Here is a 23,279-nt window from a genome sequence, read left to right on the forward strand (position 1 = left end):
TTTTTATTTATAACTTCTTGGTCCTAAAAAATTAGTTTTTGTAGTTTCAATAAGTTTGTTGCCACTAAAAACACCAATTTCTAATTCTTCTTTATCGTCTGTTAATACAGATGCATTTAACTCTATAAATAATGTACCCTCTGCTAAACCTTGTTTTGGCACTATAAAATCATGATCAGAAACTAACTTAATGGTTCCTTTATGTGATAAGATTTTATAATTAACATTATTAATATCTTTTGTAGTTTTATTAATCACTTTAAAAGTGTAAACATTACTTATAATATTGTTTTCTTTATGTTGATATAATTGACCAGGTAACCTTAAAATTGTAGCTTCCACATCATTTCTTAAAAACAACATACCAACCAAAACACCAATTAAAATAAACAACACTGCAGAGTATCCTTTTATTCTTGCAGTTAATTTAAAAGGTTTCTTTTTTGCAATATTATCTTCACTTGCATATCTAATTAAACCTTTTGGCAAACCAACACTTTCCATCATATGGTCGCACTCATCTATACAAGCTGTACAGTTTACACACTCTAATTGCGTACCATTTCTAATATCAATATTTGTAGGGCAAACAACAACACATTGTTTACAATCTATACAATCTCCTTTTCCGGATGCTTTTCTATCTTCATTCTTTTTAAATTTTGCTCTTCCCTTCTCTCCTTCTCCACGTTTATAATCATAAGCAACATTTATTGTTTTATTGTCTAACAGAACACCTTGTAATCTACCATAAGGACAAGCAATTATGCAAACTTGCTCTCTAAACCAAGTAAAAATAAAATAGAAAACACCTGTAAAAATTAATAAAGAAATAAGTGTACTTACATTATTTAAAGGGTTACTTGTTATGTAATTAATTAAAACATCTCCACCTTTTAAATAGGCTAAAAATACGTTTGCTATTAGAAAAGAAATAATAAAAAACACAAACCATTTAAGTACTTTTTTTCTAATTTTTTCAGCGTTCCAAGGTTGTTTGTTTAATCTTATTTGTTTTCCTCTATCACCTTCTATCCAATATTCTATTTTTCTAAAAACCATTTCTAAAAAAATGGTTTGCGGACAAATCCATCCACAGAAAATACGACCAAAAACAACTGTAAATAATATTATAAAAACAACACCAATTATCATTGAAATTACTAACAAATGAAAATCTTGTGGCCAAAAAGGAAATCCGAAAATATTAAACTTACGTTCTAAAACATTAAATAATAAAAACTGATTTCCATTAATTTTTATAAATGGTGATGATAAAAAGAATACCAATAAAAAGTAACTTACATAACTTCTATATTTGTAAAACTTCCCGCTTGGTTTCTTAGGAAAAACCCAAGAACGTTTACCGGCTTTATCTATAGTACCGATACTGTCTCTAAATTGTTCGTTTTTGGGTGTTTCTGTCATCATTTTAAATTGAAAATTTTATGTAAAATAGTTTTACTCTTCAATCCATTTTTCTCCTTGAGGTGCTTTTGGGTTTGCTGGCTTGGTACCTTGTAATGAAAGCACATAACTTGCTACTTTAGCCATATCTGCAGCTTTTAAAGTTTTATTCCAAGCAATCATTCCTTTACCATCTCTACCTCCGTTAGAAATAGTAGTAAAAACATTTTTTATTCCTCCTCCTAAAATCCAATATTCATCTGTAAGGTTTGGTCCAATTTGTCCTCCACCATCTTCTAAATGACAAGAAGCACAGTTTAATTTAAAAATTGCTTTACCTCTGCTTAAATCTTTAGCATCTATTAAAAGAGTAACATTCTCTGCTGTAATTAAATCTGGTGCGCTTTTTTTATACTTGTTTAAAGCAACTTTTGCTTCTGCTACAGCTTTGTTATATTCTACAATTTGATTATCATCACCAACTACTTCAAAACGTACTAAATAAACTACAGCAAAAATTATGGTTCCGTAAAACATATACACCCACCAAGGTGGTAAAGTATTGTCTAACTCTTTTATTCCATCATAATTATGATCTAGAATAATTTCCTCTTCATCTTCTACTGCTTTTGCTTTTGTCCAAGAAGCTATAATTTTTTTTAACCAAGGATCACTTTCTTCTGGTACAATTCCTAACTTTTCATTTTGTAATTCTTTTGCTTTAGTAATAGCAATTACATTTACCATTTCTTTTAAAACAACTACAATGATAAAACCAATAAGCGCAAGCCAAACTAATGGGTTTTCATAAATATCAAATGGATTTTCGTAAACCATAAACGACTTTGCTAGTGCTAAAAAAGTAACTATTACAAAGATGACATATACCGTAGAATTAAAATATTTTTTCATTTTATACTGATTTTAATTATCTAATGGTAAATTACTTACCTTATTTATATATTCTTTTTTAGCTGTAATAACCCACCAAAATAAGGCTACAAAAAAGGTAAAGAATATAACTAATGATATTATTGGATAAATTTCTATACCCGTAATACTCTCCATATGATTTTTTACAAACTTTAACATAACTCTTATCTTTTAGCTGTTTTTTGTTCTTCTTTAACTTTAATATCTGTACCTAAACGTTGTATGTAAGCTATTAACGCAACAATTTCTCTATTTCTCATTTCTACAAAAGGCTTGTTATTATCTTTTGCATACTTTTTATCTGCTTCATAACTTTTTACAAAATCTGGATCTGAATAAAGGTTCTCTTCAATTGTTGTTCCTTGTGCTAGCATTAATTCTTGTGCATTGGCTATTTCATCATCCGTATAAGGAACTCCTAATGTTACCATAGCTCTCATTTTATCTTCTGTAGCAGTTTTATCTAGTTCATTTCTTACCAACCATTTGTATGACGGCATAATAGAACCTGGTGATGTACTTTGAGGGTCGTACATATGATTTAAGTGCCAGCTATCATTATATTTCTGTCCAACTCTGTGTAAATCTGGTCCTGTACGCTTAGATCCCCACAAAAATGGATGATCATACACATATTCACCAGCTTTAGAATATTCTCCGTAACGTTCTACTTCACTTCTAAAAGGTCTTACCATTTGTGAGTGACAACCAACACAACCTTCTCTTATATATAAGTCTCTACCTTCTAATTCTAAAGGTGTGTATGGTTTTACACTACTAATTGTTGGTATATTAGATTCTACTAACAATGTTGGAATTATCTGAACTACACCACCAATTAATATTGCAATTGTTGCATATATTGTTAATTTAATTGGCTTTCTTTCTAACCAAGTATGGTAGCCTTCTCCTTTTGTTCTGTATTTAGAGACTTTTGTTAATGCTGGTGCTTCTGCCAATTCATCTGTAACATTACTACCAGATTTTACGGTTCTAACAACATTATACAACATTACTATTGCTCCTAAAATATATAAACTACCACCAATTGCACGCATCCAATACATTGGTATAATTTCGTTTACAGTTTCTAAGAAATTACCATAGGTTAAAGATCCGTCTGGGTTAAATTGTTTCCACATAGAAGCCTGTACAAAACCAGCTACATACATTGGTAATGCATACATTATAATACCTAGCGTACCAACCCAAAAATGAAAATTAGCTAAACCTGTAGAAAATAATTTTGTTTTAAACATTCTTGGTATTAACCAATACAACATACCAAATGTTAAGAAACCATTCCAAGCTAATGCCCCAACGTGTACGTGTGCAATAATCCAATCAGAAAAATGTGCTATTGCGTTTACGTTTTTAAGTGATAACATTGGCCCTTCAAAAGTTGCCATACCATAACCTGTAATTGCAACTACCATAAATTTTAAAGTAGGATCTGTTCTTACTTTATCCCAAGCACCTCTTAATGTTAACAACCCGTTTATCATACCTCCCCAAGATGGCGCAATTAACATTACAGAGAATGCCACACCTAAATTTTGTGCCCATTCTGGTAATGCTGTGTATAATAAGTGATGAGGACCTGCCCATATATAAATAAAGATTAAAGACCAAAAGTGTACTATTGATAATCTGTAAGAATAAACTGGTCTATTTGCTGCTTTTGGCACAAAATAATACATCAATCCTAAAAACGGAGTTGTTAAGAAAAATGCTACTGCATTATGGCCATACCACCATTGTACCAAAGCGTCTTGTACGCCTGCATATACAGAATAAGATTTTAAGAAACTAACAGGTAACTCTAAACTATTAAAAATATGTAGTACCGCTACTGTTACAAAAGTTCCTAAATAAAACCAAATTGCTACATATAAATGGCGTTGTCTTCTTTGCAAAATTGTCCAAATCATATTTACACCAAAAGCTACCCAAACTAATGCAATTGCAATGTCTATAGGCCACTCTAACTCTGCATATTCTTTAGAAGAAGTATACCCTAACGGTAACGTAATTGCTGCTGCAACAATAATTAATTGCCATCCCCAAAAATTAAAGTTACTTAAAAAGTTACTTGCCATTCTTGCTTTTAACAATCTTTGTAACGAATAATAAACCCCTGCAAAAATTGCATTACCCACAAAAGCAAAAATTACTGCATTGGTGTGTAATGGTCTTAAACGCCCAAAGCTTAACCAAGAAATACCATCGGTAAGGTTTGGGAATAAAAACATAAAAGCCAAAAGTAAACCTACAGAAAACCCAACTATTCCCCATAGTAAGGTGGCGTAAATAAACTTTTTAACGATTTTATTATCGTAATAAAATTGTTGCATTTCCATAATATAAAATTTAGTCTAAAGTTGATTTTTCTTGTTTGTCTATAACTAGTTCGTCATCAAACAACATACGGACAGAAGGTGTATACGAATCATCGTACTGACCTTTTTTTACCGAATAAATAAATGCAATAAAAAATAAGATTGCTACTATTATACTAATAGTTAGTAGTAGGTATATTACGCTCATATCTTGCCTGATAATTAATAATTCAAAAGTAATAATGCTTGTATTCTAATAATATGATATTTATCATACTTGAAAAACTCTCCTCTAAATTGTCATTGAAAACAACTTAGTTTTAGGTTTATTTTCTAATAAATGTGCATCAAAAGCCATACATATATTTCTTACAAATGGTCTTGATTTTTCTGGTATTTGTAAAGATTTAGATTTCTTATCAATAACAACTAAACCATCTTGTTCCATTTCTTTTAACAAATCTAAATGAGTATCTATATTGTTTATTCTCATTGATTTTTCTTCCCACGAAGTAGAAAAATGACACATCATATTTAAGATATGTTTTCTTATAATTCTGTCTTCTTTAGATAATAAATGACCTCTAAATATTGGAATTTCTCCAGAGTTTACAATTTGCTGATATTCTTTTACCGTTTTTACATTTTGTGCAAATGCATACCAAGAATCGGATATTGCAGACATACCCAAACCAACCATTAATTGAGTTTTGTTGGCGGTATAACCCATAAAATTTCTGTGTAATGTTTTGTTAATTGTTGCTTTATATAAACTATCTGTTTTTAAAGCAAAATGATCCATACCAATTTCTATATAACCTAACTCTGCAAAAAGTTCTTTTCCTATTTCGTAGAGTTCTCTTTTTTCTTCGTTTTTTGGCAAATCACTTTCATTAAAACCTCTTTGACCAACTCCTTTAACCCAAGGCACATGTGCATAACTGTAAAAAGAAATTCTATCTGGTTGTAATTCTTTGGTTTTATTAATTGTATGAATTACGTTTTCTTTTGTTTGAAACGGAAGTCCAAAAATTAAATCGTGACTAACAGATGTGTAACCAATTTCTCTTGCCCATTTTGTTACTTTTTCTACCTCTGTAAAAGGTTGAATTCTATGAATTGCGGTTTGTACTTTTATATTATAATCTTGTACACCATAACTAACTCTTGTAAAACCACAATTGTACAATGTTTGTAATTGTGCTTTTGTTGTATTACTTGGGTGGCCTTCAAAACTAAATTCTGCTTCTGGATGTTTTTTAGAGAGAGAAAAAATTCCATCCATTAAATATTCTAAATTTTCTTTTGAGAAAAAAGTGGGTGTTCCGCCACCTAAATGTAATTCTTTAATAACCGGAATTTCATCAACCAAGGCAACATATAATTTCCATTCTTTTAAAACCGTTTCTATATATTCTTCTTCTACTTCATGACGTTTAGTAATGTGTTTATGACAAGCACAAAACGTACACAAACTCTCGCAAAAAGGTAAATGAATGTAAATACTAATACCTTCGGATGCGTTACTTTCTTTAAAAGATGCCTGAAAAGATTGTTTCCAAATTTCTTTATCTATTCCTTCTTTATCCCAATAAGGCACAGTTGGATAACTTGTATATCTAGGCCCCGGAACGTTGTATTTTTGTATTAAAGAATTTTTCATTTTTATATATTTTAAACAAGTTCTAAAGCTATTTCTATCATTTCTTTAAATGTATGTTCTCTTTCAGATGCAGTAGTAATTTCATTAGTTACCAAACTATCTGAAATTGTAAGAATAGATAACGCGTTTACTTTGTGTTTAGCAGCAACAGTGTACAAACCAGAAGTTTCCATTTCTACACATAAAACACCATATGCTGCCCATTTTTTATAGCTATTAAAATCATCTGCATAAAACTCATCAGAACTAAAAACATTACCTGCTTTTACAGCTATTGCTTTTTCTTTTGCAATTTCAATTGCTTTTTGAAACAATTGAAAACTTGCTGTTGCAGCATAATCTGCTCCGTTAAAACGGATTTTATTTAAACCAGAATTTGTTGATGCAGACATAGCGATAACAATATCTCTAACTTTAATTTCCTTTTGATAAGAACCTGCAGAACCAACTCTAATTAAATTTTTAACTCCGTATTCTGTAATCAATTCTGTAGCATAAATTAAAGTTGATGGAATGCCCATTCCTGTTCCTTGTACAGATACTTTCTTATTATTATAAAAGCCCGTAAACCCAAACATACCTCTAATATCATTATATAATTTTACATCCTTTAAATATGTTTCTGCAATCCATTTTGCTCGCAACGGATCTCCTGGCAACAAAACAGTTTCGGCTATTTCTCCTTTTTTTGCTGAAATGTGAAGACTCATAATTATTTAATTTTTTTTGCTAATAAATTGGTTGCTATTGTTGTAAAAACCACAATACTAATAGAACTTAAAGGCATTAAAATTGCTGCTATTACTGGTTTTAATTGACCTGTTACAGCAAAATACAAACCAACAATATTGTAACATAAAGACAGTATAAAGCAATACTTTATAATTTGTATGGCTTTTTTAGAAGCATTGATATAAGTTGCTATTTTATTAAATTTTGAAGCATCTAAAATGGCATCGCAAGCAGGAGAAAAAACATTAATATTTTCTGATAAAGCAATACCAACATCACTTTGTGCCAAAGCACCAGCATCATTTAAACCATCGCCAATCATGGCAACTTTTTTATTTTTTTCTTGAAGTTTGGCAACTACTTTTAATTTATCTTCTGGCTTTTGATTGAATAATAATGTAGTTTCTTTTGGTAAATTTTCTTGTAAATAAACTCTTTCACCTTCATTATCTCCAGAAACAACAGATAAATCAAAATTAGATTTCAACGAATTAAACAGCTCTTTTACGCCTTTTCTGTAAGAATTTTTAAAAGTAAATTTCCCTTTATATTCATTATTAAAACTGATGTAAACAGAAGTATCTAAAGTAGATTTTTCATCATTATTTTTAACAAATGAAGAAGAACCTAGTTTTAGGTTGATGTCTTTATAATCAACTTTAATCCCTTTACCAACAACTTCTTTATAATTAGAAATTACAACTGTTTCTATTTCTTTAAAACTATTATATAAAGTTCTACTTAACGGATGATTAGAAGCTCTTAAAGAACTTTTTAAAATGCTTTTTTCTTGAGTATTTAAGGCAATTCCATCATAAGTAATAGTGTTTTCTTTATGAGTGGTAAGCGTACCGGTTTTATCAAAAATTAACGAATCTATTTTAGCTAATTGCTCTACAACTGTCGCATTTTTTAAATAGAATTTTTGCTTTCCAAAAATGCGCAACATATTACCTAATGTAAAAGGTGCTGCTAATGCAATTGCACAAGGACAAGCTATAATTAAAACTGCAGTAAATACATTTAATGCTTTACTTACATCAAAAAACAACCAAAATACCGTTGATATAATAGAAATTGATAAAACTATAATTGTAAAGTTTTTACTAATTTTATCTGTAATTGTTTTAAAATGCGATTTTTTATCTTTCTGAAAAACATCGTTACTCCATAATTGGGTTAAATAACTTTGTGAAACGGATGCTAAAACTTCCATTTCTAAAACTCCCGACAATTGTTTTCCGCCAGCAAATAATTTATCTCCAGATTTTTTAGCAACTGGTTCTGCTTCACCAGTAACAAAACTATAATCTATAGCTGCATTACCATTAATTAAAATACCATCTACAGGTATTAATTCTTGATTTCTAATTAATAATCTATCTCCTTTTTCTACATCATAAATCTGTATATTTTCTTCTTTATTATCCTTAGAAATCCTTGTAACTGCAATAGGAAAGTATGATTTATAATCACGCTCAAAAGACAGAAAATTATACGTTTTTTGTTGAAAAAATTTCCCTAAAAGCAAGAAAAAAACCAAACCAGTTAAGCTATCAAAAAAACCGGTTCCTAAATCCAAAATAATTTCGATAGAACTTCTTATAAAAAGTACAGAAATACCTAACGCAATTGGTACATCAATATTTAATATTTTAGAGCGTAACCCTTTAAATGCAGAAATAAAATAATCGTTACCAGCGTAAAAAACTACGGGTAATGAAAAACAAAACATTAACCATCTAAAAATTGGTTTGTATTTTTCTATCCAAAATCCATCAACCTCAAAATATTCCGGAAAAGACAAAAACATTACGTTACCAAATGCAAAACCTGCAATTCCTAATTTGTAAATTAAACTTCTATCTACTGTTTTTTTACCGGCTTCATAATCTTCTAAACTAATATATGGTTCATAACCAATAGAACTTAAAAGCAATACAATTTCTTTTAATGATGTTTCTGCAGAATTAAAAGTTACTCTTACTTTTTTCTTTGGAAAATCTACTTGAGATGAAGATATACTAACATTTAATTTGTGTAAGTTTTCTAAAACCCAAATACAAGAACTACAATGAATATGCGGTATAAATAATGTTACTATTTGTGTATTAGTATCATTAAAATCAAGTAATTTTTCAGTAATTTCTTTATTATCCAAGAAATTATATTTCCCTTCAATTTCTGTAGGGATTGCACCAGGATTGTCTTGAAAATTGTAATAACACGTTAAATCATTTTCAGAAAAAATTTCATAAACTGTTTTACAACCGTTACAACAGAAAGTTTTATCGTTAAATGTTATTAAACTATTATCACAAGAATCACCGCAGTGATAACATTGTGTAGATTTCATATTTACTCTTTTGCCTAGAGCAAATTTCTGATAAGTCGTTATTTTAAAACATGATATTTGTCACAATTTTAATATCTTTGATTTACAATCTTTAGTGAGGGGTATGAGTAAATGTGAACAATGTATTATTAGACAATTAAATTCTTTACAACATTTAAGTAAAGAAGAACTAATAAGAATGTCTAATTGTAAAACATCTAAAACCATTAAAAAAGGAGAGGCTATTTTTGAAGAAGGAGATCGTTTAAAAGGTGTTTTTTGCATTAGAGAAGGTGTTTGTAAGGTTTCTAAAATGAGTGAAAACGGAAGGAACCACATAATTGGTCTTGTTACTAAAGGAGATTTATTAGGTGAAAGAAGTTTAATTTCTGATGAAACTTCTAACTTAAAAGCTATTGCTTTAAATGATATGCAAGTTTGCTTTATACCTAAAGAAGAAATAATGAAAGATTTAGAGAAAAACCCTAACTTTTCTTTGAGTGTTTTAAAAGACATGGCCAATAACTTAAAACAAGCCGATAATGTTATTGTAGACATGGCTCAAAAAACAGTTAAGCAAAGATTAGCTGAAACTCTTTTAAACTTACAGGCAAAATTTGGCACAAATAAAGAGAACGTAATTGATGTTTATCTTTCTAGAGAAGATATTGCTAATATTATTGGTACGGCAACAGAATCTGCTATTAGACTTTTATCTGACCTTAAGAAAAATAAAATTATTATGTTTAAGGGGAAACAAATTTCCATTCTTAATTCTAGCGAATTAGAAAGAATATCGCAAGGCTTTTAAGTGTATAAAACGTAATTTTAAGCAATTAAGCTAAAACAATTTTTATAAAAAAATCCGGTAAAAGATATTTACCGGTTTTTTTTATGACTTATTCTAAATCTGTTGTTTTTACTAATTTCATTTCACAAACAGGACATTTACCTTTTTCATCGTAGGTTTTATCACCTTCGCATTTCATAGGGCATTGGTATTTTGCAATCTCATCTGCTTCTGTAGAAATCTGCTCTTTTTTAACTTCTTTTTTTTCTGATTTACACGCTGTAAAAGATAAACTTACAGAAAAAATTACAACTAATACAATAACTATCTTTTTCATCAAATTAATTTTTCTTTTGTTTTTTTAACTCTCCTTCATGGTCTGTTATAATTTCTTCATCTCTATATTTACAACAAGGATGTACAGAGTTATAAGCTTCTGTTGTAGCAACTATTTTTTTATCATCCTCTAAAATAATATCGTGCCCAACTTTTGTTATATTTTTTTGAATTGTTAAAACATCAGTTTTACGCTCATCCATAATAACATTTAATTGATGAGTATTTACATCCCAAACAGCAAATTTTACTCCTTTAGATTTTAAAGCAGCTGTTTCTATTCTTGTTTTACACATTCCGCAAATACCATCTACCTCAAAAGATACTTTTGCATTTTTTTTCTTTTTTACTTCTTGAGATTGAACAGAAAACCCAATCAAAAACAAACTGAATACTAAAACTATTTTTTTCATCTTTTATGATTTTTATTTATTGTTAATTATTTAATTTTAAATCGTAATCCGGCATAAATTGTACGTCCAAATATAGGTGAATACACAATTGTTGTATCAAAATTTTCTCCAAAAGGATCATCACTTGCTATGATAGGATTTTCTTGTTTTACATTTGTAAGATTTTCACCTCCTACATATATTTCAAACTTTTCTGAAAATACTTTTGTAATTTGAGAATTAATTAATTGATATGGATTTGAAAATTCTGACAATTGATATTCTGCTGGATTTGATGCTGTGTTTGGCAAACGTTGTTTACCTATATTATTAAAAGTTACATCAAATTTCCAATTGGCATTGTTTTCATTTACAGGCGTTTCATAAGACAAGTTTGCAAAAAACCTGTTTTTAGGCTGAATTGGTTTTTGCAAATTACCCAATTTATAATCTGTAGAAATATCAAAATATTTATATGCAGTTCTAAAATTAAAATAAGGCGCTATATTGTAATTTATTTCTACTTGAAAACTGTTTGCAACACTTTTTCCGTCTAAATTATAAAATGATATTTCTTGTGGATTTTCCCAATCTACAACAATTTGATTCTCAAAATCTGTTTTGTAATAATCAAAAGTAATGTCTCCTTTTTTATTGAATAAATTAAACTTTTGCATATAAGAAACCCCATAATTCCAAGCAATTTCTGGATTTAAGCCATAGATATTACCGCCTACATTATCAATATTTATCTGTCTAGAACTTGCAAATAATTGTTGATTTTCTGCAAAGATATTTGCACTTCTTTTTCCTCTACCAGCAGATGCTTTAAAGACTCCATTTTCCCAAGGTACATATCTTGCATGAATTCTTGGTGTTGCAAATGTGCCTAATAAATTATGATTATCTACACGCAAACCAGTCGTTAAACTAAAATCATCTAAATTATCATATGCATATTCAAAAAAAGCACCTACAGAAGTTTCTTGTCTTCCGTAATCTGTAAGATTTACAACTTCGTCATAATCATCATGTGTAAAACTAATTCCGGTTTTAAAATTGTTTCTTGTATCACCTATAATAGATTTAAAAATGATGTTAGAATAAATACTTTGATGTTTTATATCATAGGTATTTAATCCAAAATAAGAATCTTGTTCATGATTGCTATAAGCAAATTGTAAACTTATACTTTGAAAAGGCAATTCTGGAAAAACATATCCTAATTTTGCAGAAGTTTCAAAACGTTTTGTATCAATTTCACTTCCCCAAGAATTTGTTGTTCCTTTATCTATCGATGGATTAAAATTAATTTCTCCTGTTTGTTTTTCATCATTTAAAAAACGAACATTTACAAAACCAATCCATCCTTTTTCTGAATCTACATATTGCCAACGATTCATTACATTTACTTGATTTGATAAAGGCATATCTATAAAACCATCATCATTATTATCAAATTTTTCTCCTCTATAATCACCATGAATATACAAACCTGTATACCATTTATCTGTTACTTTTTGGTTGAAATGTGTATTTAACTCCAATCTTCCGTTTAAAGAAGAATAAGCATTTACAAACAATTTATTATCTGTAAATGGCTTTACTAATTCTGCATTTATTTGCCCAGAAATACTTTCGTATCCGTTTACAACAGAACCTGCTCCTTTTGTAATTTGTATACTTTCTACCCAAGTACCAGGTGTAAAAGTCATACCAAATGCTTGAGATGCTCCTCTTACAGAAGGTATATTTTCTTGTGCTACTAACAAATACGGACTTGTTAAACCTAACATTTGTATTTGTTTTGTACCTGTTAAAGCATCAGAAAAACTAACATCTATAGACGGATTTGTTTCAAAACTTTCTGCCAAATTACAACAAGCTGCTTTTAAAAGCTCATCGGCATTTACTGTAAACATATTTGTAGTTGCTAAAAAGTTTTTCTGAACTGCTTTTCGTTTACTTTTAATTACAACTTCTTCTAAATCGCCTTCTGGTGTTATAAAATGATGTATTGGTTTTAAACTTGTAATTGTTAAAGTATCGGTTTTATAACCTAAATAATTAACTACTAGCTTTTTGTATTCTGGTTTATAATCTATTGTAAACCAACCTTTTTTATTTGTAATAGCGCTTACGTTTGTATTTAACCAATGTACTGTTACATCTGCAACGCCTAAATTATCTTTTGGATTATTTTTATCCATAATCATTCCTTTAAATGTAGTTTGAGAAAAGAGAATGAATGGTATAAATAGCAGAATACTACTTATAAATATTTTTTTCATTTTTTTAAAATTTTAATTAATAACATTATTAAATCACCTTTATAAAAAAAGTGACTACAGTGTGTTAAAAATTAAAAATCAAATTAAAAAAGACTGGTATAAAACCTGATAATCTTGATGAAGATCTGGCGGAGAAAAGTTTGAGTAAAAATACTTATTAGATTTATTAGTGATAAATAAATCTCTGTAAGAAATAACAAAAGCAGTTAGAAATTGTTCTTTTTCAAAAGTAATTTTATCTACTTTATTTACTTGCAATTGTGTTTGGCCTTCTACTTTATGTATTTCATCTTTACAACAACTTGCTTTAATTGTTGTAGTTGTTTTATCAACCGACATACCACAAGCATCTGTTTCTCCTGTAAAAGAAACATCAACCAAAAAATCTCCACAATAGTGCTTTTCTACCGTAAAAGAAAAGGTAGAAAAAAGCACAAATAGTGCTAATAAAAAAGACAATATTTTAGAAAAAATCTGTTTCATTACTTGTGCAAAGCTACAATAAGAAAATTTAATAATCAACAGAATTACTTATTACTCAGCTTTTGATAATAAAAAGCAGGTAATAATAACAACAAAAATATGGGATGAATTATAAATCTACGTATGTAAAATGGCAATAAATAACCATTTTCAAAATTATTTTTCAGTAGAAATATAAACGGTATAATTAAAACCACAAAAGCTATTACAAAGAAAAAAACAGAAAACTTAAAATAATCTTTTCTTAAAAATAAAACCCAAATAATACTTAATGATATTAGAGAATTTAAGCAATATCTATAAAACATATTTAAAATTAATCGCCAAAAATCTAAATCATCTATGTGTTTATACAAGTAATCGTTTTTAAAATATTCTATTAAAGGATCGTAAAACAATTCTTTTTGAAATGTTCTAACTAAAATTAACAAGATAAAAAGTAATATTACAAATATGATTTTTATGTATTTATTCATTTTTTATAATTAGAAAACTTATTTACCCAAATAACCCAAAGTAAAAAAATGGTTCCGTAAATTATTGCAGGAAAAATTAAACCATGTAAAATTTCTGTTTTTGTAGGATATTTATAAATCATTACAGTTAAAAAAGAAATTCTTAAAATATTAATTACATAAATTAATAAACTACCAAAAATAGAATATAATAAAGTAGCTTTTATAGAACCTGCAAAAGCAACAATAAAAGCAATAAATAAAATAATTAAACTTATAGAGTTACAACCCTCTATTACTCTAGCTGTATACTTACCTTCTATTATTAATTTTACAGACAATTCTTTATCATGCTGTTCTGCTTTTACATTATAATTTAACAAAGAAAGTGTTTGTACTGTTTGGTCTGCAACTAAACTTGTTATGGTTGATGTTTTATAAACATCGCCTTTTTGTTGTGATTTTTGTAAGTAACCATTATAGATAGATACTAAGATAAAATAGGTTACAAAAAACTTAAGTAGAAATATGATAACATTTTTATGTTTCTTCACAAAAAAAATAATTTAATTTAGCCGAATTATTTATAATTAACGAATATACAAAATGAATACAGATATTTTAAAAATTGAAATAGATAATATAATTGCTTCTAACAATAAAATAGAGCAAAAATTACAAGCAATTTGCGATTATTTAGAGAGCGAAATTTCTTACTATGATTGGGTTGGTTTTTACTTTAAAAATGGAGATAAAAACGAATTAAAATTGGCGCAATATACTGGTGAAGAAACAGAACATGTTATTATTCCTTTCGGAAAAGGAATTTGCGGGCAAGTAGCTGTTAGTAATAAAAACTTTGTAGTACAAGATGTTACAAAACAAGACAATTATATTTCTTGTGGTTGGAAAGTAAAATCAGAAATTGTAATTCCAATTTTTGTTAATGGAGAAAATATTGGTCAAATAGACATAGATTCTCACACTGCAAATACATTTTCTTCAAAAGATGAAGAGCTTTTAGAGTATATTTGCAATAAATTATCACAAATACTTTAATTTTATTGATTTATATTTATGTTTTTATTAGATTTGATGAAAATAATGTAATTGTCAAATTTTAAAATCATAAAAAATGAAAAATCAAGACTCTAACGCTGTCTTTTCTGGTAGTAACTTGGCTCGTAACCACAGTTCTGAAAAAGCAAGTTTATTAAATAACTTTATAGATTGGTTTAGAGACTTTTTAGATAATGCAGAGTAATTTTTTTTTTACAAAAATTACTCTTTTTTTATTGTTAATTACTTACCTTTTTTGTTACCATTTTTTTATTGTGATTCACTCAATGTTTATGTAGATTTGCACTCTTAACAACATAACAAAAAATGAATACTTCAAAAAAAATTAAATCTGCATTAATTTCAGTTTTTCACAAAGATGGTTTAGCTCCTATTGTAAAAAAATTAGACGAATTAAATGTAACTATTTACTCTACAGGAGGAACAGAAAAATTTATCAAAGAACTTGGTATAGATGTTGTACCTGTTGATGAGGTTACTTCTTACCCATCAATTTTAGGAGGAAGAGTTAAAACTTTACACCCAAAAGTTTTTGGAGGAATATTAAACAGACAAGATAACGAAAGTGATGTTGCTGAATTAGCAGAATACAACATTCCGCAAATAGATTTAGTAATTGTAGATTTATACCCTTTTGAAAAAACAGTTGCTTCTGGTGCTTCTGAACAAGATATTGTAGAAAAAATTGATATTGGAGGTATTTCTTTAATAAGAGCAGCTGCAAAAAACTTTAAAGATACTTTTATTGTTTCTTCTATGGATCAATACGAAGATTTTTTATCTATCATTTCTGAAAACAATGGAGAAACATCTATTGAACAAAGAAAGAAATTTGCTGCAAAATCTTTTAACATTTCTTCTCACTACGATACGGCTATCTTCAATTATTTTAACGAAGAAGAAGTAGTTTACAAAGCTAGCGAACAAACTTCTAAAACATTACGTTACGGAGAAAACCCTCATCAAAAAGGATATTTCTTTGGAGACTTAGATGCAATGTTTGATAAATTACACGGTAAAGAATTAAGCTACAATAATTTATTAGATGTAGATGCTGCTGTAAATTTAATGAACGAATTTATTGGAGAAGACCCAACATTTGCTGTTTTAAAACATAACAATGCTTGTGGGTTTGCACAAAGAACTACTATTAAACAAGCTTATTTAGATGCTTTAGCAGGAGATCCTGTTTCTGCTTTTGGTGGAGTTTTAATAGCTAATAAAGAAATAGATTTAGAAACAGCAGAAGAAATTCATAAATTATTTTGTGAAGTTGTAATTGCACCAAGTTATTCTAATGAAGCTCTAACTGTCTTAAAAGGAAAGAAAAATAGAGTTATCTTAATTCAGAAAACAACAGAATTACCTGCTCAAAATGTTAGAACAGCTTTAAACGGTTTATTAGTACAAGATAAAGATGCTAAAACAGATAAACTAGAAGATTTAACATATGTAACAAATACTAAACCCACAGAAAGTGAGTTAAAAGATTTACTATTTGCATCTAAAATATGTAAACACACAAAATCTAATACAATTGTTTTTACAAAAAATAATCAATTATTAGCAAGTGGTACAGGGCAAACAAGTAGAGTTGATGCATTAAGACAAGCTATAGAAAAAGCAAATTCTTTTGGTTTTGATTTAAAAGGAGCTGTTATGGCAAGTGATGCTTTTTTCCCTTTTCCAGACTGTGTAGAAATTGCAGATAAAGCAGGAATAACAAGCGTTATACAACCTGGTGGATCTGTTAAAGACCAATTAAGTATAGATTATTGTAATAACAATAATATTTCTATGGTTATGACAGGAACAAGACATTTTAAACATTAATAATTATAATGTATTTCACACATATAAATTCAGTAAATTTGTATTAATACATTAAAAATAAACAACAAAATATTTTATGGGTTTTTTCGATTTTATGACGGAAGATATTGCGATTGATTTAGGTACCGCAAATACTCTTATAATCCACAACGGTAAAGTGGTTATTGACAGTCCCTCAATTGTTGCAAGAAACAGAATATCTGGTAACATAATTGCAATTGGTAAAGAAGCCAATTTAATGCAAGGAAAAACCCATGAAAATATTAAAACAATTCGTCCTTTAAAAGATGGAGTAATTGCAGATTTTGAAGCGTCTGAACAAATGATTAAAGAATTTGTAAAACAAATTCCTTCTATCAAAAAGAAATTGTTTCCACCAGCATTAAGAATGGTTATTTGTATACCTTCTGGTATTACCGAAGTAGAAAAACGAGCTGTACGTGACTCTGCAAAACATATGAATGCTAAAGAAATCTATTTAATTTATGAACCTATGGCAGCCGCAATTGGTGTTGGTATAGACATTATGGAGCCTAAAGGAAATATGATAATAGATATAGGTGGTGGTACAACAGAAATTGCTGTAATTGCTTTAGGTGGTATTGTATGTGATCAATCTGTAAAAGTTGCAGGGGATCTTTTTACAAGTGATATTACTTATTACATGCGTACACAACACAATTTACATGTTGGTGAAACAACTGCAGAAAAAATTAAAATTACTATTGGTGCTGCAACAGAAGACTTAGAAACTCCGCCAGATGAAATGTTAGTTCAAGGTAGAGATTTATTAAGCGGTAAACCAAAACAAGTACAAGTTTCTTTTAGAGAAATTGCAAAAGCTTTAGATAAATCTATTTTAAGAATAGAAGACGCTGTAATGGAAACCTTATCTAAAACACCTCCAGAATTAGCTGCAGATATTTATAATACAGGTATTTATTTAGCAGGTGGTGGTTCTATGCTAAGAGGCTTAGACAAACGTTTATCTAGAAAAACAGACCTACCTGTTTATGTAGCAGAAGATCCTTTAAGAGCCGTAGTTCGTGGTACAGGTATTGCTCTAAAAGAACTAAACAAATATAAAAATGTATTAATGAAATAGTAGTTTCTAAGTTCTAACAATGCAACAGATTATCTATTTTTTTCAGAAGTTTAAGTATTTTCTGTTTTACTTATTGTTAGCGTTTATTGCTATTGCACTAACATTAAACAACCTTAACTTTCACAAAAGTAAGTACGTAAATTCTGCAAATTCTATTACAGGAGGTTTATATTCTAAATCTTCTAATATCTCTGAGTATTTTAGTTTAAAATCAGAAAACGAATTATTAAGTATAGAAAATACAAAACTAAGAAATCAACTTCAAAAGTATAAAAGTATTAATGATTCTGTCATAGAAAAAGTAATAATCGACAGTAGTAATTTTCAACAAAAATACTCCTTTATAAATGCTAAAATCATAAAAAATGATTTTACAAATCCTTTTAATTTTATTACAATAAATAGAGGAAAAAACAACGGAGTAAAACATGAAATGGCTGTAATTAACAGTAAAGGAATTATTGGTATAACAGACAATTCTAAAAATAAATATGCTAGAGTTCAATCTATTTTAAACAAAAACAGTAAAATAAATGCTCGTTTAAAAAATAGCTTTTATTTTGGAACTTTAACTTGGGATGGTAAAGACTATAAAATAGTACAACTTTTAGATATTCCTAGACAAGCACCTATAAAAGTTGGTGATACTATAGAAACTGGAGGTAAATCCACTATTTTTCCCGAAGGAATACCAATAGGTACTATTACAAAAATAAACATAGGTAACACAGCAGATAATAAAATTGATATTAAACTTTTTAATGACATGAGTAACTTAGGATATGTTTATGTTATTAAAAGTTTAGACAAAATAGAAATTAAATCTTTAGAAAATTTAGTAGATGAATAAAACAGTTTATTTAATACTTCTTTTTGTTTTTTTATTGTTTCTACAAATTTTTGTTTTAAATAACATTAATTTCTTAGGATATATAAACCCTTTCTTATACATTGCTTTTGTGTTTTATTTTCCTTTAAAAGAAAATAAATTTCCTATTTTATTTTTTAGTTTTTTATTAGGATTGATTATTGATTTTTTTTCAGATTCAGGCGGAATTCATGCTTTATCAATAATAACCATAGCCTATTTAAGGCTCTTCTTTGTAAGAGTATTTTTTAAAAAACTACCATCAGATTATAGCTTTTTTAACTTACAAACAGAAGCTTTCGGAAAAGTTTTTAACTATATAGTAACTTTAACAATAATTCATCATTTTATTCTTTTTGCTTTTATTAATTTTAGTTTTCAAAACTTTACAAGTGTTTTAACAAACACTTTATTTTCTAGTGTTTTTACACTAGTTTTATTTTTTTTAGCTAACTATATTTTTACTAAAGAGCAATAATGCAAAGAAGTTTTTTACTTTATTTAATAATTACCATTGTTGGTATCGTTTTTATTGGCAGGTTATTTCAACTTCAAATAATTAGAGGTGCAAATTATGATCCTATTCATAATTCTGCCGTAAAAATCACTTATGATTATCCAGAAAGAGGTTATATATACGATAGAAATAACAAACTTATAGTGGCTAATCAGCTTTCTTATGATGTAATGATTCAGCCAAATCAAATCAAAAACTTAGATACTTTAGAGTTTTGTTCATTATTAAAAATTGATAAGGAAGATTTTTTAAAGCGTTTACAAAAAGCAAAAAATTACGCTACTTATTTACCTTCTGTTTTTCTAAAACAATTAGCTAAAGATGATTTTGCTTTTTTACAAGAAAAACTTCATAAATACCATGGTTTTTTCATTCAAAAAAGAATCATTAGAAAATACCCAATAAATGCAGCTGCAAATGTTTTGGGTTATTTAGGTGAAGTAAATCAATCACTCGCAAAAAAAAGTGATTATTACCAAGCAGGAGAATTAATTGGCAAAGATGGTATAGAAAAACAATACGAACATTTATTAAGAGGAAAAAAAGGAAAAAAATACCTTCAAAGAAACAATCTTAATAAAGTTACTGGGTCTTATAAAGGTGGGCAACTTGATACTTTACCTACACATGGTAAAGATTTAACTTTAACATTAGATATAGATTTACAAGTTTATGCACAAAAGCTAATGTCTGGTAAAAGAGGCGGAATTGTTGCTATAGAACCATCATCAGGAGAAATTTTAGCATTGGTTACAGCACCCTCTTATGATCCTAATTTACTTGTTGGTAGAAAACGGTCAAAAAACTCAGTTTTACTTTTTAATGATTCTATTAGTAGACCAGCTTATGATAGAAGTCTTCTGGCTGCTTATCCTCCTGGTTCGCCATTTAAAATGATGAATGCGTTAATTGGCCTTCAAGAAGAAGTAATTAATGAACAATCTAAATTTTATTGTCATCATGGCTACAGATATGGTGCTAAATCTACAGATTTTATGGGATGTCACTGTGGTATTTTTTCTAGACCTGTAGACCTTACATCTGCAATTGCAAGATCTTGTAATAGTTATTTTTCTAATACTTATAAGAGAATAGTAGAACATAATAATAATCCATCAGAAGGCGTTGATCAATGGCATGATCATGCAGCTAGTTTTGGTTTTGGTAATTATTTAGGATACGATTTACCTGCAGGTAGTCCTGGTTTTATTCCACAAGGTAAATATTACGACAATTCTTATAAGTATTCTTGGAATGGTTCTACAACCATTTCTAATGCTATTGGTCAAGGAGAAGTATTAACAACACCTATTCAATTAGCAAATTTTACAGCAGCTATTGCTAATAGAGGTTTCTTTTATACTCCACACATACTAAAAAAAATAGATCAAGAGCCTATTAAAAATCCTAAATATACAGAACCTCATAAAACATCAATTGATAAACAATATTTTACTCCCGTTATAGAAGCTATGGAAGAAGTTTTTAAAACAGGTACAGGTAAATACAATCAAGTTGAAGGAATTGATATCTGTGGAAAAACAGGTACTTCAGAGAATTTTATAAGAAGAAATGGAGTAAAAATACAGTTGCCAGACCATTCAATTCTTGTTGCTTTTGCTCCAAAAGAAAATCCTAAAATTGCAATTGCAATTTTTGTTGAAAATGGAGGTTATGGTTCTACAATAGCCGCTCCAATAACTAGTTTATTAATTGAAAAATATTTAAACGGAAGTATTTCTGAAAAAGATAAACCTAGAGAACAAAGAATGTTAGATTTAAGTTTACAAGATATTTACGATCAATTAATTCAAAAACCTCAAGAAATTGCGTCAGGAACGAAATAATATATTTGCAGGAATAGATTGGATTTTAGTTTTTTTATTTTTCACTCTTATTGGTTTTGGATGGATGAATATCTATGCTGCATCAAAAAGTGATGAACAGTTTGAACTTTTTAATTTTTCTACAAAATATGGTAAACAATTTATTTTTATACTTTTAACAATTCCGTTAGCTATTCTTATACTTTTTTTTAATTCAAAATTTTATGAGAAGTTTGCTAGTATTTTTTATGTCGTATCACTTTTATCACTTATTGGCCTTTTTATCTTCGGGAAAGAAATAAATGGAGCAAGATCTTGGTATAATTTTGGAGTTTTAGGTTTACAACCTTCAGAGTTTGTAAAAGCTTTTACCGCATTGGCTGTTGCTAAATTACTTACTGATAGACAATACAATTTAAAATTATTAAAAAATCAAATTAAAGCTTTTATAATAATATTCACACCTGCATTATTAATTACACTCCAACCAGATGCTGGTTCTGCTTTAATATACCTCGCATTTTTCTTTGTTTTAAATAGAGAAGGTTTAACACTTAATTACATATTATTTGGTTCTCTAGCTATAATAATATTTATTTTATCTATACTCTTTGGCTATTTATGGGTTTTATGTGCAATATTAATTCTATTAACAATTATTACACTTTACATAACTTATAAAGGAGGAAAAGGTTTTTTACGTTTCAACTGGCATTATATATTAATCGCTTATTCTATTGTAACATTATTTATTTTTGGCACCAATTTTACATACAACAATATTTTTAAACAACATCATAGAGATCGTTTTGAAGTTTTACTAGGATTAAAAACAGACAATAAAAACATTGGTTATAACTCTTATCAATCAGAGTTAACAATAAGTTCTGGTGGCCTCAGTGGAAAAGGCTTTTTAAATGGTGATATTACCAAAGGAAATTTTGTACCAGAACAACACACAGATTATATATTTAGTACCGTTGGTGAAGAATGGGGCTTTATAGGAAGTATCTTAGTGATTATTTTATTTATGTTGATGTTATATCGTATCATTTATTTATCAGAAACTCATTCTAATAAATTTGGTCGTATTTATGGCTATGGAGTTGCTTCAATTTTACTATTTCATGTAATTGTTAATATAGGTATGGTAATAGGTCTATTACCAACTGTAGGTATTCCTCTTCCATTCTTTAGTTATGGAGGTTCATCTTTATGGGGTTTTACAATACTATTATTTATTTTTATCAGATTAGATGCTCACAAAAAATATGATTGGTAATCAATCCTTCTTAGGCCTTAAACGAGATTCTCGATCAAATTACCAGGCATCATATGGTAAATACCAGACCAATGTAAAGAACATCTTTACAGCAGGCGATATGCGTCGAGGACAGTCGTTAATTGTCTGGGCTATTTCCGAAGGAAGAGAAGCAGCACGCCAAGTAGATTTATATTTAATGGGGAAATCAGAGTTACCAAGTAAAGACATCACTGGAGATCTGGTTGCTATGTAAGCTTTTATATAATGATTAAAAACAAAAAACTCATCAGTGATTAACTGATGAGTTTTTTGTTTTTAATCTAATTTAAAGAGTTTATGAGTTCTTTTTAATTAAGAGTATAGTTCTCTTTGTTTGCTATGCTACAATCTATTAAAAAGCATTAAAACACCTCATTATAATAATCACTACTCTATATTTTTAAGCTTTTTCTTTTTAATTCTAAGCATAAAAAAAGCCTCAATTCAAAAGAATTGAGGCTTTCATAAAGAAAGGCGGCGACCTACTCTCCCACATAAATGCAGTACCATTGGCGCTATTGGGCTTAACTTCTCTGTTCGAGATGGGAAGAGGTGAGCCCCAATGCAATAACCACCCTAAAATTTTCAGCT

At 28.5% G+C, this 23,279-nt stretch carries 23 protein-coding genes, 1 rRNA gene and 1 pseudogene; 10 read left to right on the plus strand and 15 right to left on the minus strand.

Features of this window, described 5'->3' with window-relative positions; translation table 11 throughout:
• Nucleotides 1-3: 3 nt before the first annotated feature.
• The 8 genes from ccoG to KI686_RS05740 all read right to left on the minus strand — a co-directional run bounded on the left by ccoG (nt 4) and on the right by KI686_RS05740 (nt 9,430).
• On the minus strand, nt 4-1,431 hold the full coding sequence (gene ccoG, locus KI686_RS05705) for a cytochrome c oxidase accessory protein CcoG (RefSeq protein ID WP_438617003.1): 1,428 nt from the start codon (nt 1,429-1,431) through the stop codon (nt 4-6).
• Between the two features lie 30 nt (nt 1,432-1,461).
• Nucleotides 1,462-2,319 carry a cbb3-type cytochrome c oxidase N-terminal domain-containing protein gene (locus KI686_RS05710; protein WP_237588303.1) on the minus strand — a complete coding sequence of 286 codons (858 nt, stop codon included), beginning with the start codon at nt 2,317-2,319 and terminating at the stop codon, nt 1,462-1,464.
• 12 nt (nt 2,320-2,331) lie between these two features.
• Nucleotides 2,332-2,499, minus strand: coding sequence for a CcoQ/FixQ family Cbb3-type cytochrome c oxidase assembly chaperone (locus KI686_RS05715; RefSeq protein ID WP_237588304.1), 168 nt, complete (start codon nt 2,497-2,499; stop codon nt 2,332-2,334).
• A 5-nt stretch (nt 2,500-2,504) separates the two neighbouring features.
• A complete protein-coding gene (gene ccoN / locus KI686_RS05720) occupies nt 2,505-4,700 on the minus strand; it encodes a cytochrome-c oxidase, cbb3-type subunit I (RefSeq protein WP_237588305.1) in 2,196 nt (731 codons plus the stop codon).
• Between the two features lie 10 nt (nt 4,701-4,710).
• Nucleotides 4,711-4,887 (minus strand): cbb3-type cytochrome oxidase assembly protein CcoS, encoded by a 177-nt coding sequence (gene ccoS, locus KI686_RS05725; RefSeq protein WP_237588306.1) that lies wholly within the window; start codon nt 4,885-4,887, stop codon nt 4,711-4,713.
• Nucleotides 4,888-4,971: 84 nt separating this feature from the next.
• Nucleotides 4,972-6,342, minus strand: a complete 1,371-nt coding sequence (hemN, locus tag KI686_RS05730; RefSeq protein ID WP_237588307.1) for an oxygen-independent coproporphyrinogen III oxidase — start codon at nt 6,340-6,342, stop codon at nt 4,972-4,974.
• Nucleotides 6,343-6,353: 11 nt separating this feature from the next.
• Entirely contained in the window at nt 6,354-7,052 is a 699-nt protein-coding gene (gene deoD / locus KI686_RS05735; RefSeq protein ID WP_237588308.1) for a purine-nucleoside phosphorylase, read from the minus strand.
• A 2-nt stretch (nt 7,053-7,054) separates the two neighbouring features.
• The gene (locus tag KI686_RS05740) at nt 7,055-9,430 is read right to left on the minus strand and encodes a heavy metal translocating P-type ATPase (protein ID WP_237588309.1); all 2,376 of its coding nucleotides are present in this window, start codon (nt 9,428-9,430) and stop codon (nt 7,055-7,057) included.
• Between the two features lie 103 nt (nt 9,431-9,533).
• Between KI686_RS05740 and KI686_RS05745 the strand changes: the two genes are divergently transcribed.
• Nucleotides 9,534-10,220, plus strand: coding sequence for a Crp/Fnr family transcriptional regulator (locus KI686_RS05745; RefSeq protein WP_237588310.1), 687 nt, complete (start codon nt 9,534-9,536; stop codon nt 10,218-10,220).
• A gap of 88 nt (nt 10,221-10,308) precedes the next feature.
• Here the strand turns inward: KI686_RS05745 and KI686_RS05750 are convergent, their stop codons facing one another.
• From KI686_RS05750 to xrtF, 6 genes are all read right to left on the minus strand, one after another.
• On the minus strand, nt 10,309-10,536 hold the full coding sequence (locus KI686_RS05750) for a heavy metal-binding domain-containing protein (RefSeq protein WP_237588311.1): 228 nt from the start codon (nt 10,534-10,536) through the stop codon (nt 10,309-10,311).
• A 4-nt stretch (nt 10,537-10,540) separates the two neighbouring features.
• Complete coding sequence (locus tag KI686_RS05755; protein ID WP_237588312.1) at nt 10,541-10,948, minus strand: heavy-metal-associated domain-containing protein; 408 nt, start codon at nt 10,946-10,948, stop codon at nt 10,541-10,543.
• 26 nt (nt 10,949-10,974) lie between these two features.
• Complete coding sequence (locus KI686_RS05760) at nt 10,975-13,218, minus strand: TonB-dependent receptor (RefSeq protein ID WP_237588313.1); 2,244 nt, start codon at nt 13,216-13,218, stop codon at nt 10,975-10,977.
• 78 nt (nt 13,219-13,296) lie between these two features.
• Nucleotides 13,297-13,701 (minus strand): HYC_CC_PP family protein, encoded by a 405-nt coding sequence (locus KI686_RS05765; RefSeq protein ID WP_237588314.1) that lies wholly within the window; start codon nt 13,699-13,701, stop codon nt 13,297-13,299.
• Between the two features lie 44 nt (nt 13,702-13,745).
• Nucleotides 13,746-14,177, minus strand: coding sequence for an exosortase F system-associated membrane protein (locus KI686_RS05770; RefSeq protein WP_237588315.1), 432 nt, complete (start codon nt 14,175-14,177; stop codon nt 13,746-13,748).
• Nucleotides 14,174-14,710 (minus strand): exosortase family protein XrtF, encoded by a 537-nt coding sequence (xrtF, locus tag KI686_RS05775; protein WP_237588316.1) that lies wholly within the window; start codon nt 14,708-14,710, stop codon nt 14,174-14,176. Before xrtF ends, KI686_RS05770 begins: the two co-directional genes overlap by 4 nt.
• 52 nt (nt 14,711-14,762) lie before the next feature.
• On the opposite strand from xrtF, the gene KI686_RS05780 reads away from it, so the two are divergent.
• From KI686_RS05780 to gltD, 9 genes and pseudogenes are all read left to right on the plus strand, one after another.
• Nucleotides 14,763-15,215 (plus strand): GAF domain-containing protein, encoded by a 453-nt coding sequence (locus tag KI686_RS05780; RefSeq protein WP_237588317.1) that lies wholly within the window; start codon nt 14,763-14,765, stop codon nt 15,213-15,215.
• Nucleotides 15,216-15,291: 76 nt separating this feature from the next.
• The gene (locus KI686_RS16775; protein WP_262913970.1) at nt 15,292-15,420 is read left to right on the plus strand and encodes a hypothetical protein; all 129 of its coding nucleotides are present in this window, start codon (nt 15,292-15,294) and stop codon (nt 15,418-15,420) included.
• A gap of 122 nt (nt 15,421-15,542) precedes the next feature.
• Entirely contained in the window at nt 15,543-17,069 is a 1,527-nt protein-coding gene (gene purH, locus KI686_RS05785; protein WP_237588318.1) for a bifunctional phosphoribosylaminoimidazolecarboxamide formyltransferase/IMP cyclohydrolase, read from the plus strand.
• Between the two features lie 76 nt (nt 17,070-17,145).
• Nucleotides 17,146-18,174, plus strand: a complete 1,029-nt coding sequence (locus tag KI686_RS05790; protein ID WP_237588319.1) for a rod shape-determining protein — start codon at nt 17,146-17,148, stop codon at nt 18,172-18,174.
• Between the two features lie 19 nt (nt 18,175-18,193).
• On the plus strand, nt 18,194-19,024 hold the full coding sequence (gene mreC, locus KI686_RS05795; RefSeq protein WP_237588320.1) for a rod shape-determining protein MreC: 831 nt from the start codon (nt 18,194-18,196) through the stop codon (nt 19,022-19,024).
• Complete coding sequence (gene mreD, locus KI686_RS05800) at nt 19,017-19,520, plus strand: rod shape-determining protein MreD (protein ID WP_237588321.1); 504 nt, start codon at nt 19,017-19,019, stop codon at nt 19,518-19,520. Before mreC ends, mreD begins: the two co-directional genes overlap by 8 nt.
• Complete coding sequence (gene mrdA / locus KI686_RS05805; protein ID WP_237588322.1) at nt 19,520-21,406, plus strand: penicillin-binding protein 2; 1,887 nt, start codon at nt 19,520-19,522, stop codon at nt 21,404-21,406. Before mreD ends, mrdA begins: the two co-directional genes overlap by 1 nt.
• Complete coding sequence (gene rodA / locus KI686_RS05810; protein WP_237588323.1) at nt 21,387-22,667, plus strand: rod shape-determining protein RodA; 1,281 nt, start codon at nt 21,387-21,389, stop codon at nt 22,665-22,667. The genes mrdA and rodA overlap by 20 nt, the downstream gene beginning before the upstream one ends.
• 10 nt (nt 22,668-22,677) lie before the next feature.
• Nucleotides 22,678-22,902, plus strand: a pseudogene (gltD, locus tag KI686_RS05815) (glutamate synthase); the annotation flags it as partial.
• A 255-nt stretch (nt 22,903-23,157) separates the two neighbouring features.
• On the opposite strand, the gene rrf reads toward gltD, so the two are convergent.
• A 5S ribosomal RNA gene (gene rrf, locus KI686_RS05820) occupies nt 23,158-23,267 on the minus strand.
• Nucleotides 23,268-23,279: the final 12 nt, after the last annotated feature.

Source organism: Polaribacter sargassicola (assembly GCF_021991835.1).
GTDB classification, from domain to species: domain Bacteria; phylum Bacteroidota; class Bacteroidia; order Flavobacteriales; family Flavobacteriaceae; genus Polaribacter; species Polaribacter sargassicola.

Coding starts and splice junctions, on each gene's coding strand:
- KI686_RS05755 (WP_237588312.1), bottom strand. CDS start 10,948: ATGAAAAAAATAGTTTTAGTATTCAGTTTGTTTTTGATTGGGTTTTCT.
- KI686_RS05780 (WP_237588317.1), top strand. CDS start 14,763: ATGAATACAGATATTTTAAAAATTGAAATAGATAATATAATTGCTTCT.
- mreC (WP_237588320.1), top strand. CDS start 18,194: ATGCAACAGATTATCTATTTTTTTCAGAAGTTTAAGTATTTTCTGTTT.
- ccoG (WP_438617003.1), bottom strand. CDS start 1,431: ATGATGACAGAAACACCCAAAAACGAACAATTTAGAGACAGTATCGGT.
- KI686_RS05760 (WP_237588313.1), bottom strand. CDS start 13,218: ATGAAAAAAATATTTATAAGTAGTATTCTGCTATTTATACCATTCATT.
- ccoN (WP_237588305.1), bottom strand. CDS start 4,700: ATGGAAATGCAACAATTTTATTACGATAATAAAATCGTTAAAAAGTTT.
- mreD (WP_237588321.1), top strand. CDS start 19,017: ATGAATAAAACAGTTTATTTAATACTTCTTTTTGTTTTTTTATTGTTT.
- KI686_RS05765 (WP_237588314.1), bottom strand. CDS start 13,701: ATGAAACAGATTTTTTCTAAAATATTGTCTTTTTTATTAGCACTATTT.
- KI686_RS05710 (WP_237588303.1), bottom strand. CDS start 2,319: ATGAAAAAATATTTTAATTCTACGGTATATGTCATCTTTGTAATAGTT.
- KI686_RS05715 (WP_237588304.1), bottom strand. CDS start 2,499: ATGTTAAAGTTTGTAAAAAATCATATGGAGAGTATTACGGGTATAGAA.
- hemN (WP_237588307.1), bottom strand. CDS start 6,342: ATGAAAAATTCTTTAATACAAAAATACAACGTTCCGGGGCCTAGATAT.
- KI686_RS05750 (WP_237588311.1), bottom strand. CDS start 10,536: ATGAAAAAGATAGTTATTGTATTAGTTGTAATTTTTTCTGTAAGTTTA.
- deoD (WP_237588308.1), bottom strand. CDS start 7,052: ATGAGTCTTCACATTTCAGCAAAAAAAGGAGAAATAGCCGAAACTGTT.
- KI686_RS05745 (WP_237588310.1), top strand. CDS start 9,534: ATGAGTAAATGTGAACAATGTATTATTAGACAATTAAATTCTTTACAA.
- ccoS (WP_237588306.1), bottom strand. CDS start 4,887: ATGAGCGTAATATACCTACTACTAACTATTAGTATAATAGTAGCAATC.
- KI686_RS05740 (WP_237588309.1), bottom strand. CDS start 9,430: ATGAAATCTACACAATGTTATCACTGCGGTGATTCTTGTGATAATAGT.
- KI686_RS05770 (WP_237588315.1), bottom strand. CDS start 14,177: ATGAATAAATACATAAAAATCATATTTGTAATATTACTTTTTATCTTG.
- KI686_RS05790 (WP_237588319.1), top strand. CDS start 17,146: ATGGGTTTTTTCGATTTTATGACGGAAGATATTGCGATTGATTTAGGT.
- KI686_RS16775 (WP_262913970.1), top strand. CDS start 15,292: ATGAAAAATCAAGACTCTAACGCTGTCTTTTCTGGTAGTAACTTGGCT.
- purH (WP_237588318.1), top strand. CDS start 15,543: ATGAATACTTCAAAAAAAATTAAATCTGCATTAATTTCAGTTTTTCAC.
- mrdA (WP_237588322.1), top strand. CDS start 19,520: ATGCAAAGAAGTTTTTTACTTTATTTAATAATTACCATTGTTGGTATC.